The organism is Flavobacterium sp. XS2P24 (assembly GCF_030010285.1).
Lineage (GTDB): Bacteria > Bacteroidota > Bacteroidia > Flavobacteriales > Flavobacteriaceae > Flavobacterium > Flavobacterium algoritolerans.
Map to the genome: position 1 here is coordinate 1 of NZ_JASCRU010000023.1, position 18254 is coordinate 18254.

13 protein-coding genes, 3 tRNA genes and 1 pseudogene are annotated in these 18254 nt (G+C 34.9%); 3 read left to right on the forward strand and 14 right to left on the reverse strand.

Annotation, left to right across the window (positions count from 1 at the left end):
- From QLS31_RS12815 to QLS31_RS12825, 3 genes and pseudogenes are all read left to right on the forward strand, one after another.
- A pseudogene (locus QLS31_RS12815) lies at window positions 1-97 on the forward strand (IS1595 family transposase); the annotation flags it as partial.
- Between the two features lie 560 nt (window positions 98-657).
- Window positions 658-2100, forward strand: coding sequence for an alpha-amylase (locus QLS31_RS12820; RefSeq protein ID WP_282744189.1), 1443 nt, complete (start codon window positions 658-660; stop codon window positions 2098-2100).
- Between the two features lie 187 nt (window positions 2101-2287).
- A complete protein-coding gene (locus QLS31_RS12825; protein ID WP_099714549.1) occupies window positions 2288-3877 on the forward strand; it encodes a peptide chain release factor 3 in 1590 nt (529 codons plus the stop codon).
- A gap of 84 nt (window positions 3878-3961) precedes the next feature.
- Here QLS31_RS12825 and QLS31_RS12830 read toward each other — a convergent pair whose 3' ends face one another.
- The 14 genes from QLS31_RS12830 to QLS31_RS12895 all read right to left on the reverse strand — a co-directional run bounded on the left by QLS31_RS12830 (window position 3962) and on the right by QLS31_RS12895 (window position 18221).
- The gene (locus tag QLS31_RS12830; RefSeq protein ID WP_099714548.1) at window positions 3962-4321 is read right to left on the reverse strand and encodes a hypothetical protein; all 360 of its coding nucleotides are present in this window, start codon (window positions 4319-4321) and stop codon (window positions 3962-3964) included.
- A 349-nt stretch (window positions 4322-4670) separates the two neighbouring features.
- A complete protein-coding gene (locus QLS31_RS12835) occupies window positions 4671-4982 on the reverse strand; it encodes a DUF3467 domain-containing protein (RefSeq protein ID WP_073354716.1) in 312 nt (103 codons plus the stop codon).
- A 3-nt stretch (window positions 4983-4985) separates the two neighbouring features.
- A complete protein-coding gene (gene rpoC, locus QLS31_RS12840; RefSeq protein WP_121342704.1) occupies window positions 4986-9299 on the reverse strand; it encodes a DNA-directed RNA polymerase subunit beta' in 4314 nt (1437 codons plus the stop codon).
- A 249-nt stretch (window positions 9300-9548) separates the two neighbouring features.
- Window positions 9549-13361 (reverse strand): DNA-directed RNA polymerase subunit beta, encoded by a 3813-nt coding sequence (gene rpoB, locus QLS31_RS12845; protein WP_099714546.1) that lies wholly within the window; start codon window positions 13359-13361, stop codon window positions 9549-9551.
- 274 nt (window positions 13362-13635) lie between these two features.
- Window positions 13636-14004: a 50S ribosomal protein L7/L12 gene (rplL, locus tag QLS31_RS12850; protein ID WP_035670434.1), complete on the reverse strand. Its 369-nt coding sequence runs from the start codon at window positions 14002-14004 to the stop codon at window positions 13636-13638.
- A gap of 90 nt (window positions 14005-14094) precedes the next feature.
- Window positions 14095-14607: a 50S ribosomal protein L10 gene (gene rplJ, locus QLS31_RS12855; RefSeq protein WP_282744191.1), complete on the reverse strand. Its 513-nt coding sequence runs from the start codon at window positions 14605-14607 to the stop codon at window positions 14095-14097.
- A gap of 22 nt (window positions 14608-14629) precedes the next feature.
- Entirely contained in the window at window positions 14630-15319 is a 690-nt protein-coding gene (rplA, locus tag QLS31_RS12860; protein WP_039111376.1) for a 50S ribosomal protein L1, read from the reverse strand.
- 13 nt (window positions 15320-15332) lie between these two features.
- The gene (gene rplK, locus QLS31_RS12865) at window positions 15333-15770 is read right to left on the reverse strand and encodes a 50S ribosomal protein L11 (RefSeq protein WP_035639405.1); all 438 of its coding nucleotides are present in this window, start codon (window positions 15768-15770) and stop codon (window positions 15333-15335) included.
- 68 nt (window positions 15771-15838) lie between these two features.
- Window positions 15839-16390 carry a transcription termination/antitermination protein NusG gene (nusG, locus tag QLS31_RS12870; protein WP_126455879.1) on the reverse strand — a complete coding sequence of 184 codons (552 nt, stop codon included), beginning with the start codon at window positions 16388-16390 and terminating at the stop codon, window positions 15839-15841.
- Between the two features lie 11 nt (window positions 16391-16401).
- On the reverse strand, window positions 16402-16599 hold the full coding sequence (secE, locus tag QLS31_RS12875; protein ID WP_039109059.1) for a preprotein translocase subunit SecE: 198 nt from the start codon (window positions 16597-16599) through the stop codon (window positions 16402-16404).
- An 18-nt stretch (window positions 16600-16617) separates the two neighbouring features.
- Window positions 16618-16688 (reverse strand) — tRNA-Trp (locus tag QLS31_RS12880).
- 59 nt (window positions 16689-16747) lie between these two features.
- Window positions 16748-17935, reverse strand: a complete 1188-nt coding sequence (gene tuf / locus QLS31_RS12885) for an elongation factor Tu (RefSeq protein WP_099714543.1) — start codon at window positions 17933-17935, stop codon at window positions 16748-16750.
- Between the two features lie 54 nt (window positions 17936-17989).
- Window positions 17990-18061 (reverse strand) — tRNA-Thr (locus QLS31_RS12890).
- Between the two features lie 79 nt (window positions 18062-18140).
- Window positions 18141-18221 (reverse strand) — tRNA-Tyr (locus tag QLS31_RS12895).
- Between the last annotated feature and the right edge of the window lie 33 nt (window positions 18222-18254).

The window sequence follows — 18254 nt, forward strand, 5'->3', positions numbered from 1 at the left end:
ATTATACCTAAACGAGTTCGTTTACAAGCTTAACAGACGGTATTTTGAGGAAAAATTATTCGATAGGCTAGTAATAGCAAGTATTACAGGATTATGACTAAAAACGGACAATCAAAACGCATTTATTGATTGCGATATTCAGCTCCTAAATCGTAAAGAAACTGAACATTAGAAGTGGCGAAATTAAAATCACCGTTGTGCATTATTAAATTGTAACAGTATCATTTTATTTCCCTTTTTTAAACATTCTAGTTTTTAGCAAAATCTACTTTCCTTTTTTCCACTGTTTCATTTGTTCCAAATCGAGTTTTGCTTTAAAAAACATTCCGAAAACAGAAAAAGCATTAAAAATCAGGGCTTAAATTTCTCATTTTTAGCAGTATATTCAAAAAGTTGTAAACACTACAACGTTTTCGTTAAGAATTAAAAAAAATCGCATACTCATCACGTAAGAATTTATATAAATTAGCTAAAAAAGTGATTTATTATTAAAAAATTAATCGTAAAAATAAATTTATAATAATTATTCCATTTATTTTTTTGATTTTAATAAAATGAGTTTTAATCCCTAACCTTAAAAAAAAATCTAAAATTCATATTACAACTATTTTCAATTAATACTCCAAAATCTATTATTTAACCTAATTTATTCCTTTTATGAAAAAACAAAATTTCAAAGCGTATCTTTTATCAGCCTTATTAGTTGGTATGTATTCGTGTAATTCGAATGACGATCTGACAACTGATTCTGCTGCTGCAGCTTCACAATTCAAAGTAATCAATGTTACGCATCACGACGGACAACCATTCAGCACCGGAAAATCAGCTAATTCCACAACCGGAAGATATGTTGCAAATCCTGGCGGTGGTGTTATGATGCAAGCATTCTATTGGGACGTTCCTGCCGGCGGTAACTGGTGGAATACTGTTAACGCCAAAATAACGGCTTGGTCAAATGCCGGGATTGGTTCTATATGGCTTCCTCCCGTATCCAAAGCACAAAATGGTGCTTTCTCAATGGGATATGATCCTACAGATTATTTTGATTTTGGTAATTACAATCAAAATGGAACTGTAGAAACAAGATTCGGTTCCCGTACAGAACTAGAAAGTCTGATAACAAAAGTACACGCCGAAAACATGCAAGTATATGCTGATATGGTTTTAAATCACAATAGCGGCGGACAATTAGAAAACAATCCTTTTACAGGAACGCAAACCTATACTAATTTTACCGGTGTCGCTTCTGGCAAATTCCCTAGAACCAGTGCTGATTTTTATAAAAATGCATACGGAAATAATGATGAAGGTGCTTTTGGAGGCTTTCCTGACTTAGCTCACGTGGTACCAAATGTTCAAGACTGGCTTTGGAAAAGAGCAGACGGAGTTGGTAAATATTATAAAAATACGATGAAATTTGACGGATGGAGATTTGATTACGTTAAAGGTTTTGCTCCTTGGGTCATAAAAGATTGGAATGCAAACGTGGGTGGATTCTCCGTTGGTGAGTTATGGGATTCTAACGTAAACATACTGAATGATTGGGCAAATAATGCCAATAGTTCTGTTTTTGATTTTGCTTGTTATTATAAAATGAACGATGCATTTGACGGAAACAATTTAAATCTTTTAAATGATGACATGATGTGGAAGAGAAATCCTTACAAAGCGGTTACTTTCGTTTCTAATCATGACACCGATGAAATTTGGAAAAAAGAGTTAGCGTATGCTTATATTTTAACTCATGAAGGATATCCAACTATTTTTTATAGAGATTATGAGGAGTGGCTGAATAAAGCGAAAATGGATAATCTTATTTGGATACACGACAATAAAGGAACTGGAACAACTTCTATTTTATACACCGATACTGATGAATATATCGCTCGAAGAAATGGTTATAATGGAAATCCAGGTTTAGTGGTTTACATTAACAACTCATCAACTTGGCAAGAAAGATGGATTCAAACGAATTGGGCTAATGCACAAATCAAAGATTTTACAGGAAATTCAACTTGGTTTCCTACCACCCAAGGCGATAAATGGGTTAAAATTCAGTGTCCGCCAAATGGATATTCTGTTTGGTCAATCAATATGTAACACATAAACACCGTCAAGGCTGTCTGAAAAGGCAGCCTTTTTTTATCAGTTAGTAAATCTTCACAATACTAATATTGATTTAAAATCACATGAATTGCAACTTCAAAACTCACCTACTCCATTTAGAGTATACAATTTTTTTAATTGGCATTTATAAATAGTACTTTTGCAAACTATTTATACAAATATGGGCTTTTTAGAAGAAATACAACGCAGAAGAACTTTCGGGATTATCTCACATCCTGATGCCGGAAAAACAACACTTACTGAGAAACTCCTCCTTTTTGGTGGCGCAATTCAAGAAGCAGGTGCCGTAAAGAATAATAAAATTAAAAAAGGGGCTACCAGTGACTTTATGGAAATTGAACGCCAGAGAGGAATTTCGGTATCTACTTCGGTTTTAGCATTCAATTATAAAGACAAAAAAATAAATATTCTCGATACTCCCGGACACAAGGATTTTGCCGAGGACACTTTTAGAACATTAACTGCTGTTGACAGCGTTATTGTAGTAATTGACGTTGCCAAAGGTGTTGAGGAACAAACGGAAAAATTAGTAGCTGTTTGTAGAATGCGAAAAATTCCAATAATCGTATTCATCAACAAATTAGACCGTGAAGGAAAAGATGCTTTTGACTTGATGGATGAAGTGGAACAAAAACTGGGCTTAACCGTTACGCCATTAAGTTTCCCAATAGGAATGGGTTATGATTTTCAAGGTATTTATAATCTATGGGAACAAAACATCAACTTATTTAGTGGAGACAGCCGTAAAAATATTGAAGAAACTATCGCTTTCTCCGATGTTCAAAATCCAGAATTAGAGAAAATCATAGGGCAGAAACCTGCTGACAAACTACGTGAAGAACTAGAGCTGATCGACGAAGTATATCCAAAATTTGATCGTCAGGATTATTTAGACGGAAAACTACAACCTGTATTTTTTGGTTCGGCATTGAATAATTTTGGTGTAAGAGAATTATTGGACTGTTTTGTTCAAATTGCTCCATCGCCAAGACCAAAAGATTCTGAAACACGATTGGTAGATCCAAAAGAAGAAAAAATGACTGGATTTGTTTTTAAAATCCACGCCAATATGGATCCAAAACACAGAGACCGTCTGGCTTTTATAAAAATTGTTTCTGGAACTTTCGAAAGAAACAAACCGTATTATCACGTTCGCCAGAAGAAAAACTTAAAATTCTCGAGTCCGAATGCTTTTTTTGCAGAAAAAAAAGAAATTGTAGACATATCCTATCCTGGTGATATTGTAGGATTACATGATACTGGAAATTTTAAAATTGGAGATACATTGACCGAAGGGGAAATCATGAGTTTCAAGGGAATTCCAAGTTTCTCACCGGAACACTTTAGATATATTAATAATGCTGATCCAATGAAAGCCAAACAATTGGACAAAGGAATTGATCAGTTGATGGACGAAGGTGTTGCGCAGTTATTTACACTGGAAATGAACAACCGAAAAATCATTGGTACGGTTGGTGCACTTCAATATGAGGTGATTCAGTATCGTTTGGAACATGAATATGGCGCAAAATGTACCTATGAAAATTTCCCTGTTCACAAAGCATGTTGGGTAAAACCTAACGATCCAAAAAGCGATGAATTTAAAGAATTTAGAAGAATCAAACAAAAATTCTTAGCACATGATAAGTACGGACAATTAGTATTTCTAGCCGATTCTGATTTTACAATCCAGATGACACAAAATAAATATCCGAATGTAAAATTATACTTTACTTCAGAATTTGAATAAAACATATCTTTTAAAATAATTACAAAAAAAACGCTAATTAAAAATTAGCGTTTTTTTTATATACCTTTTAAAATAAACCTCCACTTAAGAAATCATACTGTCAGAATCTACGGCTTTCTTTAAAAAAGCTTTGATCAACAAACGGTTTGGAGCAGAACCAGATGTTATAACCTGTATTTTTGTATTTGTACTTTCTTTAGAGATTGTACCGTTTGGATCTTGTTTTGTCCCCATAAACCATAGTACAAAATTCATACTATTTGAAGATGAAACTGCTGAAACACTTTCTTTTTTTGAATTACTGTTAACTTCAACAGTATTACCATCAACTAGCTTTTGAGCAGATTGACCAAATACAGATACATTTGACATTAATACAAAAACAAACATTATCAAGAGATTAGAAATCCCTTTAGTGTCCGCTTTTAAAGAAAAATATTTCATAACAATTCGTTTTTTTATGATGGATCGGATTTAATTCCCTATCTCGAGAACGAAAGTATATCATTTATTTACGAGCAAAAAATATTTTCGATGAAGCACCTTAATAATCGTTTAAAACACAAACTTGTTATCAAGAGCCTGAATTTAATAGTTTCTTAATATCAATTTATCAAATAAAAAGTATTGTTAGATTTTTTTTCAGAAATACAAAATTTCAAAAGCGATTGCTGGAGAATTTCGAAATTGTTCCGAAATACATATTTAAATCAAAACGTATAGTTGCTAATTAAGTGACTAATATATAAACAAAAAAAGGCCCCATTTCTGGAGCCTTTTTTTTCTTTATAATTTATGCTTGTCCTGCCGGACCGAAGTTAAGCGGTATTGGTGCTTGTTCAGTGTCTTTTATTTCGCCATGAGCGACTTCAAAACGGTGAATATTTTCTCCTATTGCTTTCAACAATCTTTTAGCATGTTGTGGTGTCAAGACAATTCTTGATTTCACCTTAGCTTTAGGAATACCAGGCATGATGCTTACAAAATCTAAAACAAACTCTGATGAAGAGTGATTTATTATTGCCAAGTTGGAATAAATTCCTTCAGCAATTTTTTCATCTAGCTCAATATTAATTTGCTCTTGTTGTTGATTAGAATTACTCATATTTTAATAAATATATTCTTCTTTGTTAGCCATCATGTCGTTATAATCTTCTTTTGAACCTACAATTGTATTGTCATATTCTCTCATACCTGTTCCGGCAGGGATTCTATGTCCAACAATTACATTTTCTTTCAATCCTTCTAAGTAATCGATTTTACCTGCAACAGCAGCTTCATTCAATACTTTAGTAGTTTCTTGGAAAGATGCAGCAGAAATAAACGATTTAGTTTGAAGCGATGCTCTTGTAATACCTTGTAAAACTGGTGTTGCTGTTGCAGTAACAACATCACGAGCTACAACAAGATTTTTATCTGTACGTTTCAATAAAGAGTTTTCATCACGCAACTCACGAGGCGTAATAATTTGACCTTCTTTTAATGCACTAGAATCTCCAGCATCTTCAACTACTTTCATACCATATAATTTATCATTTTGAACGATAAAATCTTTAGTGTGAATTAATTGATCTTCTAAGAATAAAGTATCACCTGGATCCTGAACTCTTACTTTACGCATCATTTGACGTATCACTACTTCAAAGTGTTTGTCGTTGATTTTTACCCCTTGTAAACGGTATACTTCTTGAATTTCGTTAACCAAATACTGTTGAACAGCTGCTGGTCCTTGGATTCTTAAAATATCATCCGGAGTAATTGCACCATCAGATAAAGGCACCCCTGCTCTTACGAAGTCATTTTCTTGAACTAGAATTTGGCTTGATAATTTAACCAAGTATTTTCTAACGTCACCAAATTTAGATTCGATAACAATCTCACGGTTACCTCTTTTGATTTTTCCAAAAGAAACAACACCATCGATTTCAGAAACAACAGCTGGGTTTGAAGGATTACGAGCTTCTAACAACTCTGTAATTCTAGGTAAACCTCCTGTAATATCTCCTGATTTAGAAGAACGACGTGGGATTTTTACCAATACTTTACCTGCTTTAATTTTCTCACCATTTTCAACCATCAAGTGGGCTCCAACTGGTAAGTTATAAGAACGAATTAGTTCCCCTTCTTTACCGTAAACCAATAAAGTTGGAATTAATTTTTTAGCTCTAGATTCAGAAATTACTTTTTCTTGGAAACCAGTTTGCTCATCAATTTCAACCATGAATGATTGACCTTGCTCTAAATCTTCATAAGCAATTTTACCGGTAAATTCAGAAACGATAACTCCATTATATGGATCCCATTTACAAATCACATCTCCTTTAGCAACAGATTGACCGTCTTTAACGAAAATACTTGAACCGTAAGGAATATTATTTGTACTTAATAAGATACCTGTTCTTTCATCGATTAATTTCAATTCAGTAGAACGAGATACAACAATATCAACTGCATTACCTTCGCTATCTTCTCCTTTAACAGTTTTTAAATCTTCGATTTCAAGTTTACCATTAAATTTGGTAATGATGCTTGATTCTTCAGAAATACCACCCGCAACCCCACCAACGTGGAATGTACGTAATGTCAACTGTGTACCAGGTTCTCCAATAGATTGTGCTGCAATAACACCAACTGCTTCTCCTCTTTGTGTCATTTTACCAGTAGCTAAATTTCTACCGTAACATTTTGCACAAATACCTTTTAACGCTTCACAAGTTAATGGTGAACGCACTTCCACTTTCTCGATTGGAGAAGCGTCAATTGCTTTCATTATAACTTCTGTGATTTGTTGTCCAGATTGAACTAAAACTTCATTGTTTAAAGGATTAATTACGTCTTGTAAAACAACACGTCCTAAAATTCTTTCTCCTAATGATTCAACAATTTCCTCATTCTTTTTCAATGCTGATACTTCAACACCTCTTAATGTACCACAATCTTCGATGTTAACAATAACATCTTGAGATACATCATGCAATCTTCTTGTTAAATATCCTGCATCGGCAGTTTTCAATGCCGTATCTGCAAGACCTTTACGCGCACCGTGAGTAGAGATAAAGTACTCAAGGATAGAAAGACCTTCTTTAAAGTTAGAAAGAATCGGGTTTTCAATAATCTCACCACCACCAGCAGTCGATTTTTTAGGCTTAGCCATCAAACCACGCATACCAGTTAACTGACGGATTTGTTCTTTGGACCCCCTTGCTCCAGAATCAAGCATCATATACACTGAGTTGAAACCTTGTTGGTCTTCTCTAATGTTTTTCATTGCTAACTCTGTCAATTGAGCATTTGCTGAAGTCCAAACATCAATAACTTGGTTGTAACGTTCGTTATTGGTGATAAGACCCATGTTATAATTTGCAGAAATACCTCCTACTTGCTCTCTTGCGTCGGCAATTAATTTAGGCTTCTGATCTGGAATTCTAATATCCCCAAGAGAGAATGACAAACCACCTTTGAAGGCAAATTTGTACCCCATGTCTTTCATGTTATCCAAGAAAGCCGCTGTTGTAGGTACATCAGTAGAACTTAAAACGTGACCGATAATATCTCTAAGGTTTTTCTTAGTCAATACATCATTGATATATCCAGCTGCTTCCGGTACTACTTCATTAAATAATACACGACCCGCAGTTGTTTGTATAATTTGGTATACTAATTCACCAGCTTCATTAAAATCTTTTGCTCTAATTTTTACTCTAGCATTCAATTCTAATCTTCCTTCATTCAAAGCAATATTTACTTCTTCAGCAGAATAAAAGGTGATTCCTTCTCCTAAAATTTTAAGCTCTGGAGTAGATAAACGTTCTTTGGTCATATAGTATAGACCCAAAACCATATCCTGAGAAGGTACTGTAATTGGCGCACCATTTGCAGGATTCAGGATATTGTGAGAACCCAACATTAAAAGTTGAGCTTCCAAAATAGCTTCTGGTCCTAACGGTAAGTGAACTGCCATTTGATCCCCATCAAAATCCGCATTAAATGCAGTACAAACTAAAGGGTGCAATTGGATTGCTTTTCCTTCAATTAATTTTGGTTGGAATGCTTGAATACCTAATCTGTGCAAAGTAGGAGCACGATTCAGTAATATTGGGTGACCTTTGATAACATTTTCAAGGATATCCCAAACTACAGGCTCTTTCTTATCTATTATTTTCTTAGCTGATTTTACAGTTTTTACAATTCCTCTTTCTATCAATTTACGGATAACGAAAGGTTTGTATAATTCTGCTGCCATATCTTTTGGGATACCACATTCAGATAATTTCAATTCAGGTCCAACAACAATTACCGAACGAGCAGAATAATCCACACGTTTTCCAAGTAAATTTTGACGGAAACGTCCTTGTTTACCTTTAAGGGAATCAGATAATGATTTTAATGGTCTGTTTGATTCTGTTTTTACTGCAGAAGCTTTACGAGTATTATCGAAAAGTGAATCTACAGATTCTTGCAACATACGTTTTTCGTTTCTTAAAATCACTTCTGGAGCTTTAATCTCCATTAATCTTTTCAAACGGTTGTTACGTATAATTACACGACGGTATAAATCATTTAAATCTGAAGTTGCAAAACGACCTCCATCAAGTGGCACAAGCGGACGTAATTCTGGTGGAATAACTGGTACCACTTTCATAATCATCCATTCAGGACGATTCTCACGGTTCAAGTTAGACTCACGGAAAGATTCAACAACTTGTAATCTTTTTAACGCTTCAGTTTTACGTTGTTTAGATGTTTCATTGTTAGCATTGTGTCTCAATTGGTAAGACAATGCATCAAGATCTATTCTTGCTAATAAATCCATAATACACTCTGCTCCCATTTTGGCAACAAACTTATTAGGATCAAAATCATCAAGATACTGATTGTCAGCAGGAAGTGTATCTAAAATATTTAAATATTCTTCTTCTGTCAAAAAGTCTAGTCTTTGTAATGATTCACCTTCTGCATTTTTAGCGATACCAGCTTGGATTACTACGTATCTTTCGTAGTAAATAATCATATCTAATTTCTTAGATGGAAGACCAAGGATATAACCAATTTTGTTTGGAAGAGAACGGAAATACCAGATATGAGCAATTGGCACAACAAGATTGATGTGACCTACTCTGTCTCTACGTACTTTTTTCTCAGTTACTTCAACACCACAACGGTCACAGATGATTCCTTTGTAACGTATTCTTTTATACTTACCACAAGCACATTCAAAATCTTTTACTGGTCCGAAAATACGTTCACAGAAAAGACCATCACGCTCTGGTTTGTGCGTTCTGTAGTTGATAGTTTCCGGCTTTAATACTTCACCTCTTGATTCTTTCAAGATAGATTCAGGAGAAGCAAGCCCTATTGAGATTTTATTAAACCTTTTTACAGGGTTTTTATCTTTACTATTATTATTTCTATTATTCATCATAGTTTTTACTATTGATTTATTTGCAATTAAAAAATTGATTTTATGGAGACGTAGCCAAACTACTTCTCGACATATTACCTCGGATTACTTCTCTAAACTTCAACAAATTTTTGAAGTGCTAGTTATAAAATCTTTTGAGATTTTATAAAAAATCGGAACGGTTTACGGGTCTAAATCCTAAAAACTCTTATAAATGAGTAATCAGTTTTCAGGTACTACTACCTGAAAACTGAATACTGTAAACTTTTTTTATTCTTCTAAACGAATGTCTAATCCAAGACCTTTCAATTCATGCATCAATACATTGAATGATTCTGGTAATCCTGGTTCTGGCATAGATTCACCTTTTACGATTGCTTCGTAAGTTTTTGCTCTACCGATAACATCATCAGACTTCACAGTCAAGATTTCTCTAAGAGTACTTGATGCTCCATAAGCTTCAAGTGCCCAAACTTCCATCTCTCCAAAACGTTGACCTCCAAATTGAGCTTTACCTCCAAGTGGTTGTTGTGTAATCAACGAGTATGGACCTATAGAACGTGCGTGCATTTTATCGTCAACCATGTGTCCAAGTTTCAACATGTAGATAACTCCTACTGTTGCCGCTTGATGGAAACGCTCTCCTGTACCACCATCATATAAATGTGTATGTCCAAAACGTGGTATTCCAGCTTCATCAGTCAATTCATTGATTTGATCAAGAGTTGCTCCGTCAAAAATTGGTGTAGCAAATTTTCTACCCAAGTTCATACCAGCCCAACCAAGTACCGTTTCATAAATTTGACCAATGTTCATACGTGAAGGTACCCCAAGTGGGTTCAACACGATATCAACTGGCGTTCCATCTTCAAGGAAAGGCATATCTTCATGACGAACGATACGAGCAACAATACCTTTGTTACCGTGACGTCCCGCCATTTTATCCCCAACTTTCAGTTTACGTTTTTTAGCAATATACACTTTAGCTAATTTCAAGATTCCTGCTGGCAATTCATCTCCAACAGTAATAGTGAATTTCTCTCTACGTAATGCACCTTGTAAATCGTTCAATTTAATTTTATAGTTATGAATTAAATCATTAACCATTTTATTAGTTGCATCATCAGCAACCCATTGACCTTTACTTAAGTGAGCAAAATCTTCAACAGCATAAAGCATTTTTTGAGTGTATTTTTTACCTTTTGGTAAAACTTCCTCACCCAAATCATTCATTACACCTTGAGATGTTTTTCCGTTTACGATCAAGAAAAGTTTCTCCACTAATTTGTCTTTTAATTCAACAAATTTAACTTCAAACTCCATTTCAAGTGCTCCTAAAGCATCTTTATCTTGAGTACGCTTACGTTTATCTTTTACTGCTCTTGCAAACAATTTTTTGTCTAAAACAACACCATGTAAAGAAGGAGACGCTTTTAATGAAGCATCTTTTACATCACCTGCTTTGTCCCCGAAGATTGCACGAAGCAATTTCTCTTCCGGAGTAGGATCTGATTCCCCTTTTGGAGTAATTTTTCCGATAAGAATGTCGCCAGGTTTAACTTCAGCTCCAATTCTAATCATACCATTTTCATCTAAATCTTTAGTAGCTTCTTCAGAAACGTTCGGTATGTCGTTCGTTAATTCTTCGTTACCTAATTTAGTATCTCTAACTTCTAATGAATAATCATCAACGTGAATAGAGGTAAAAATATCGTCACGAACTACTTTTTCAGAAATTACAATCGCATCCTCGAAGTTATATCCTTTCCATGGCATAAATGCAACTTTAAGGTTTCTACCTAAAGCTAATTCACCATTTTGAGTCGCATATCCTTCTGATAATACTTGTCCAGGAATAACTCTGTCCCCTTTTCTTACGATAGGTTTAAGGTTGATACTTGTACCTTGATTGGTTTTTCTAAATTTAATTAGATTGTATGTTTTTTCATCTGGCTCAAAACTCACCATTCTTTCTTCCTCAGAACGGTCGTATTTGATAGTGATGATATTTGCATCTACATATTCTATAACCCCATCTCCTTCAGCATTAATCAATACTCTAGAATCAGAAGCTACTTGACGCTCTAAACCGGTTCCAACAATTGGAGCTTCAGGACGAATTAATGGTACGGCCTGACGCATCATGTTAGATCCCATCAAGGCTCTATTCGCATCATCATGTTCCAAGAAAGGAATCAAAGAAGCCGAGATAGAAGCAATTTGATTTGGAGCAACATCCGTATAATCAACTTTTGTTGGTTCAATTACCGGGAAATCACCTTCTTGACGTGCAATTACGTCTTCGGCAGTAATTTTTCCAGTAGCATCCATTTGAATATTTGCCTGAGCAATCATCATTCCTTCTTCTTCTTCTGCGCTCAAGTAAACTGGAGTAGACACTAAATCTACAGTTCCATTAGTTACTTTACGGTACGGTGTTTCGATGAAACCCATTCCGTTTACTTTAGCATAAACACCAAGAGATGAAATCAAACCAATGTTTGGTCCCTCAGGAGTTTCAATTGGACATAAACGTCCGTAATGCGTATAGTGAACGTCACGTACCTCAAAACCTGCTCTTTCTCTCGAAAGTCCACCTGGTCCTAGTGCAGATAATCTTCTTTTGTGCGTAATCTCAGCAAGTGGATTCGTTTGATCCATAAACTGAGACAACTGGTTTGTTCCAAAGAAAGAGTTGATAACAGATGATAATGTTTTAGCATTAATCAAATCTATTGGTGTAAACACCTCGTTATCTCTAACGTTCATTCTCTCACGAATAGTTCTAGCCATACGCGCTAAACCAACACCGAATTGTTGAGACAATTGTTCTCCAACTGTTCTTACACGACGGTTTGATAAGTGATCAATATCATCAATCTCTGCTTTAGAGTTGATCAATTCAATCAAATATTTCACAATAGTTATGATATCTTCTTTGGTCAAGACTTGCTTTTCCATTGGAGTATCTAAACCTAATTTTTTATTTATTCTATAACGACCTACTTCACCTAAATTGTAACGTTGGTCAGAGAAGAATAATTTATCTATAATACCACGAGCCGTTTCTTCATCAGGCGGTTCAGCGTTACGTAATTGTCTGTAGATATGTTCAACAGCCTCTTTTTCAGAGTTTGTTGGATCTTTTTGCAACGTATTATGAATGATGGCATAATCACCTTGATTAGCATCTTCTTTATGTAACAAAATAGATTTAACGTTAGAATCAATGATTTCTTCTACATTATCTTTGTCGATAATTGTATCTCTATCAAGGATTATTTCGTTACGTTCGATAGAAACTACTTCACCAGTGTCCTCATCTACAAAATCTTCATGCCATGTATTCAATACACGGGCAGCTAATTTTCTACCGATATATTTTTTTAAACCTGTTTTAGAAACCTTAATTTCTTCAGCAAGGTCAAAAATTTCTAGAATATCTTTATCTCTTTCAAAACCAATTGCTCTAAAAAGAGTGGTAACTGGTAATTTTTTCTTTCTGTCGATATAAGCATACATTACGCTATTAATATCTGTAGAAAATTCTATCCAAGAACCTTTAAAAGGAATTACTCTCGCAGAATATAATTTTGTTCCATTTGCATGGAATGATTGACCAAAGAAAACACCTGGAGATCTGTGTAATTGAGAAACAACTACACGCTCAGCACCATTAATAACAAAGGTACCACTCGGTGTCATATAAGGAATTGTACCAAGATAAACATCTTGAACAATAGTTTCAAAATCTTCATGTTCTGGATCTGTACAATATAGTTTTAACCTAGCTTTTAAAGGCACACTATAGGTAAGACCTCTTTCTATACATTCTTGAATTGTATAACGTGGTGGATCTACAAAATAATCAAGAAATTCTAATACAAAGTTATTTCTTGTATCAGTAATTGGGAAGTTTTCCATGAAGGTATTGTAAAGCCCTTCGTCGCCTCTTTCGTCAGATTTAGTTTCTAATTGAAAAAAATCTTTGAACGATTTAACCTGAACATCAAGAAAATCTGGATAATCAGGAATATTTTTTGTTGAGGCAAAATTCAATCTTTCAGTCTGATTTGTTATCATCAATGGACAAAATTTTGATTAAAAAAGTAATTTTTGGTGTAAATAATAATTTATTTACATTTAAATTTTACGACCATTACATCTTTAAAAAATCAATTTAAGATAACTACTTTCTTATTATCTATTGATTTATTTTCTCGTAATGGGCAAAATTATTGTATTAAAAAGTATAAATTGTAAGAATACAAGCTAGACTTTTGTTATACGAAAAATGGTTTAGGTCATTGGGTGACTAAACCCAAGACCTAAACCTTATTCTTTAAACTGAGTTTAACTATTTAAGCTCAACAACAGCTCCAGCTTCTTCTAAAGATTTTTTAAGCCCTTCAGCTTCTTCTTTAGAAACACCTTCTTTTACATTACTTGGTGCGCTATCAACTACATCTTTAGCTTCTTTCAAACCTAAACCTGTAAGTTCTTTTACTAATTTCACAACAGCTAATTTAGAAGCACCAGCTTCTTTCAATACAACTGTGAATTCTGTTTGTACTTCTTCAGCAGCAGCTTCTCCACCACCTGAAACTACTACAGCTGCAGCAGCTGGTTCGATTCCGTACTCATCTTTTAATATTGTTGCTAATTCGTTAACTTCTTTTACCGTTAGGTTAACTAATTGTTCTGCGAATTGTTTCAAATCTGCCATTTTTTCTATCGTTTTAAAATGATTTGTAAAAATATAATTTATTTATTGTGCGCTTTTTAAAATAAAACTGAGACTATAAAGTCGGTTTTATTATGCTTCTACTTCTTCTGTAGCCTCTTCGCTTTTTGCGAATTGGTTTTGAAGAGCAGAAATAACTCTTTGAGCTGGTGATTGAAGTAATCCAATGATTTCGCCGATAAGCTCTTCTTTAGATTTAATAGTTGCTAATGCATCTAATTGATCATCTCCAATATAAATTTCAGAGTTAATATAAGCTCCCTTTAATACAGGCTTAGCTGATTTTTTTCTGAAATCTTTAATTATTTTTCCAGGTGCATTTGCAACATCTGAAATAAATATAGCACTGTTACCTGTCAATACAGAAGGTAAGTCACCATAATCATTATCAGAAGCTTCCATTGCTTTTGCAAGCAAAGTGTTTTTTACAACCTCTAATTTTATACCTGCTTTAAAACAAGCTCTTCTCAAGCTTGAAGTATTCTCTGCATTAAGTCCTGAAATATCAGATATGTAAATGATATTTGTACCAGCTAACTGTGCAGTTAAATCTTCAATCGCGATTGATTTTTCTTCTCTAGTCATACTAAAAATTATTAACTACCAATTATACTGCTTTTGGATCCAATGCAATTGCAGGACTCATAGTGCTTGTAAGGTGAATACCTTTAATGTAGGTACCTTTAGCAGCAGTTGGCTTAAGTTTGATTAATGTTTGAATAATTTCGTGTGCATTGTCATAAATTTGCTCAGCTCCAAAAGAAACTTTACCAATTCCTGCATGTACGATACCAGTTTTATCAACTTTGAAATCGATTTTACCAGCTTTAACTTCTTGAACAGCTTTTGCAACATCCATAGTTACAGTACCTGTTTTAGGGTTTGGCATTAAACCTCTAGGTCCTAAAATACGACCTAATGGACCTAATTTACCCATAACAGCAGGCATAGTGATGATAACATCAACATCTGTCCAACCGTCTTTAATTTTTTGAAGGTAATCGTCAAGACCTACATAGTCTGCACCAGCTGCCAAAGCTTCCGCTTCTTTATCCGGAGTAACTAATGCTAATACTTTAACATCTTTACCAGTTCCATGAGGTAATGTTACCACACCTCTTACCATTTGATTCGCTTTTCTTGGATCTACACCCAATCGAACTGCGATATCAACAGACTCATCAAATTTTGCAGAAGCAATAACTTTTATCAATGCAGCTGCATCTTTTAAAGAGTATAATTTGTTCTTTTCAATTTTTGAAGCAGCCTCTTTTTGCTTTTTTGTCAATTTTGCCATGTCTTTCTCTTAATTAAAAAGGAGAATCTCCTGATACAGTTATACCCATAGATCTAGCTGTTCCAGCAATCATGCTCATAGCAGATTCGATTGTGAATGCATTTAAATCTACCATTTTATCTTCAGCAATTGCTTTGATAACATCCCAAGTAACGCTAGCTACTTTTTTACGATTTGGTTCACCAGATCCTGACTTTAGCTTTGCAGCTTCCAATAACTGGACTGCCGCTGGAGGAGTTTTTACAACAAAATCAAATGATTTGTCTTTATACACAGTAATTTGTACTGGGCATATTTTGCCGGGTTTATCTTGAGTTCTAGCATTAAATTGCTTACAGAATTCCATGATGTTTACCCCAGCAGCTCCTAAAGCAGGTCCAACCGGTGGCGACGGGTTCGCAGCACCTCCCTTAACTTGTAGTTTAACTACCTTACTAATTTCTTTAGCCATTTTTTAAAAAATTTAACACTACAATCATTGGAAGCGATTGTAATGGATATTATAGATGTAACAAAAAATTATACTTTTTCAACTTGCATAAAACTTAACTCTAATGGAGTTTTTCTTCCGAAAATCTTAACCATTACTTCCAGTTTACGCTTTTCTTCATTGATTTTTTCAACAGTACCGTTAAAACCATTAAAAGGTCCATCAACAACCTTAATAGTCTCTCCTATGTTAAAAGGAATAGAACGAGTATCTGTATTCACAGCCAGCTCATCTACTTTACCTAACATTCTGTTTACTTCAGAAATTCTCAATGGCACAGGCTCTCCACCTTTGATTTCACCTAGAAAACCAATAACACTTGTTATAGACTTAATAATATGAGGTATCTCTCCAATAAGATTAGCTTCAATCATAACATAACCAGGAAAATAAACTTTGTCTTTGATTATTTTTTTCCCCTCTTTTACTGTAACTACTTTTTCAGTAGGCACTAAAACTTGCGAAACATAATCTCCCATTCCTAGTCGCGCGATTTCGGTTTCAATATAAGCTTTCACTTTATTTTCTTGCCCGCTTACCGCTCTAACAACATACCACTTCTTAATATTATTATCTGCCATAACAAAAAAAATTATGCTTTTATCCAGTTAAAAAATCCAGCCAAAGCTTTTGCGAAAATTTCATCTACTCCCCAAGTTGCCAAAGCGAATAATACTGAAAAAACAGCAACAACAATCGTTAGACGTTGCACCTCAGCCCAGGCTGGCCAAGTAACATTTGACTTTAATTCCTCAAATGCTTCTGATATGTAATTAACAACTTTTGTCATTATGATTTATTTTTTTTGCACGGGCGGAGGGATTCGAACCCCCATCAACGGTTTTGGAGACCGCTATTCTACCCTTGAACTACGCCCGTAGAATAAAAAGTAGTGTCATCGTTAAACGACACTACTTTTTGAATTTATCTTTAGTAGATTATCCTACAATTTCAGTTACTTGACCAGCACCTACTGTTCTACCACCTTCACGGATAGCAAAACGTAAACCAACGCTCATTGCGATTGGGCTTAACAAAGCAACATTAATAGTTAAGTTATCTCCTGGCATTACCATCTCTACACCTTCTGGCAAAGTAATAACTCCAGTTACATCAGTTGTACGTACGTAGAACTGTGGACGGTAGTTATTATGAAATGGAGTATGACGACCACCTTCTTCTTTTTTCAAGATATATACCTCTGCTTTAAAAGTAGCGTGTGGTTTAACTGATCCTGGCTTAATGATAACCATTCCTCTTTTGATAGATTCTTTATCAACACCACGCAACAATAAACCTACGTTATCTCCTGCTTCACCTCTATCAAGGATTTTACGGAACATCTCAACTCCTGTAATAGTAGAAGTTAATTTTTCAGCTCCCATACCAATGATTTCAACAGCATCTCCTGTATTAGCAATACCAGTTTCGATACGACCTGTAGCAACAGTTCCACGACCAGTAATTGTAAATACATCCTCAACTGGCATCAAGAATGGTTTTTCTGTATCACGAACTGGCTCTTCAATCCAGCTATCAACAGCTTCCATCAATTCAATAATTTTTGGTACCCAAGCTGGATCATTATTCAATCCTCCAAGAGCAGACCCTTGAACAACTGGACAATTATCTCCATCATATTCGTAGAAAGACAATAAGTCTCTAATTTCCATTTCAACAAGTTCCAACAACTCAGCATCATCAACCATATCCACTTTGTTCATGAATACTACCATTCTAGGAATACCAACCTGGCGACCTAAAAGGATGTGCTCACGTGTTTGTGGCATTGGTCCATCAGTTGCAGCTACAACAAGGATAGCACCGTCCATTTGAGCAGCACCAGTAACCATGTTTTTTACGTAATCCGCGTGACCAGGACAGTCAACGTGTGCGTAGTGACGGTTAGCAGTTTCGTACTCAACGTGTGATGTGTTAATTGTAATACCTCTTTCTTTTTCTTCAGGAGCATTATCAATTTGATCAAATGATTTTGCTTGACAGTAACCAGCATCAGATAACACTTTTGTGATTGCTGCTGTTAAAGTAGTTTTACCGTGATCTACGTGTCCGATCGTACCAATATTTAAGTGTGGTTTCGAACGGTTAAAGGTTTCTTTTGCCATTTTACTTAATTTTTAATCTAGTTTATATATTTATTTCAATTTCCTTCTTACTTGAGCCAACTACGGGAATTGAACCCGTGACCTCTTCCTTACCAAGGAAGCACTCTACCTCTGAGCTAAGTCGGCAGAACCCTTGATTAAAGAGCTTAGACTCCTAACTTTAGACTTTCAATCTAAAAATTTGCAATCCAACAATTAATTCTTGTGGGGAGAGCAGGATTCGAACCTGCGAAGTTCACACAGCAGATTTACAGTCTGCCCTCGTTGGCCGCTTGAGTATCTCCCCTACTTTTTTTATCGTCAAACCTTTACAGTCTTG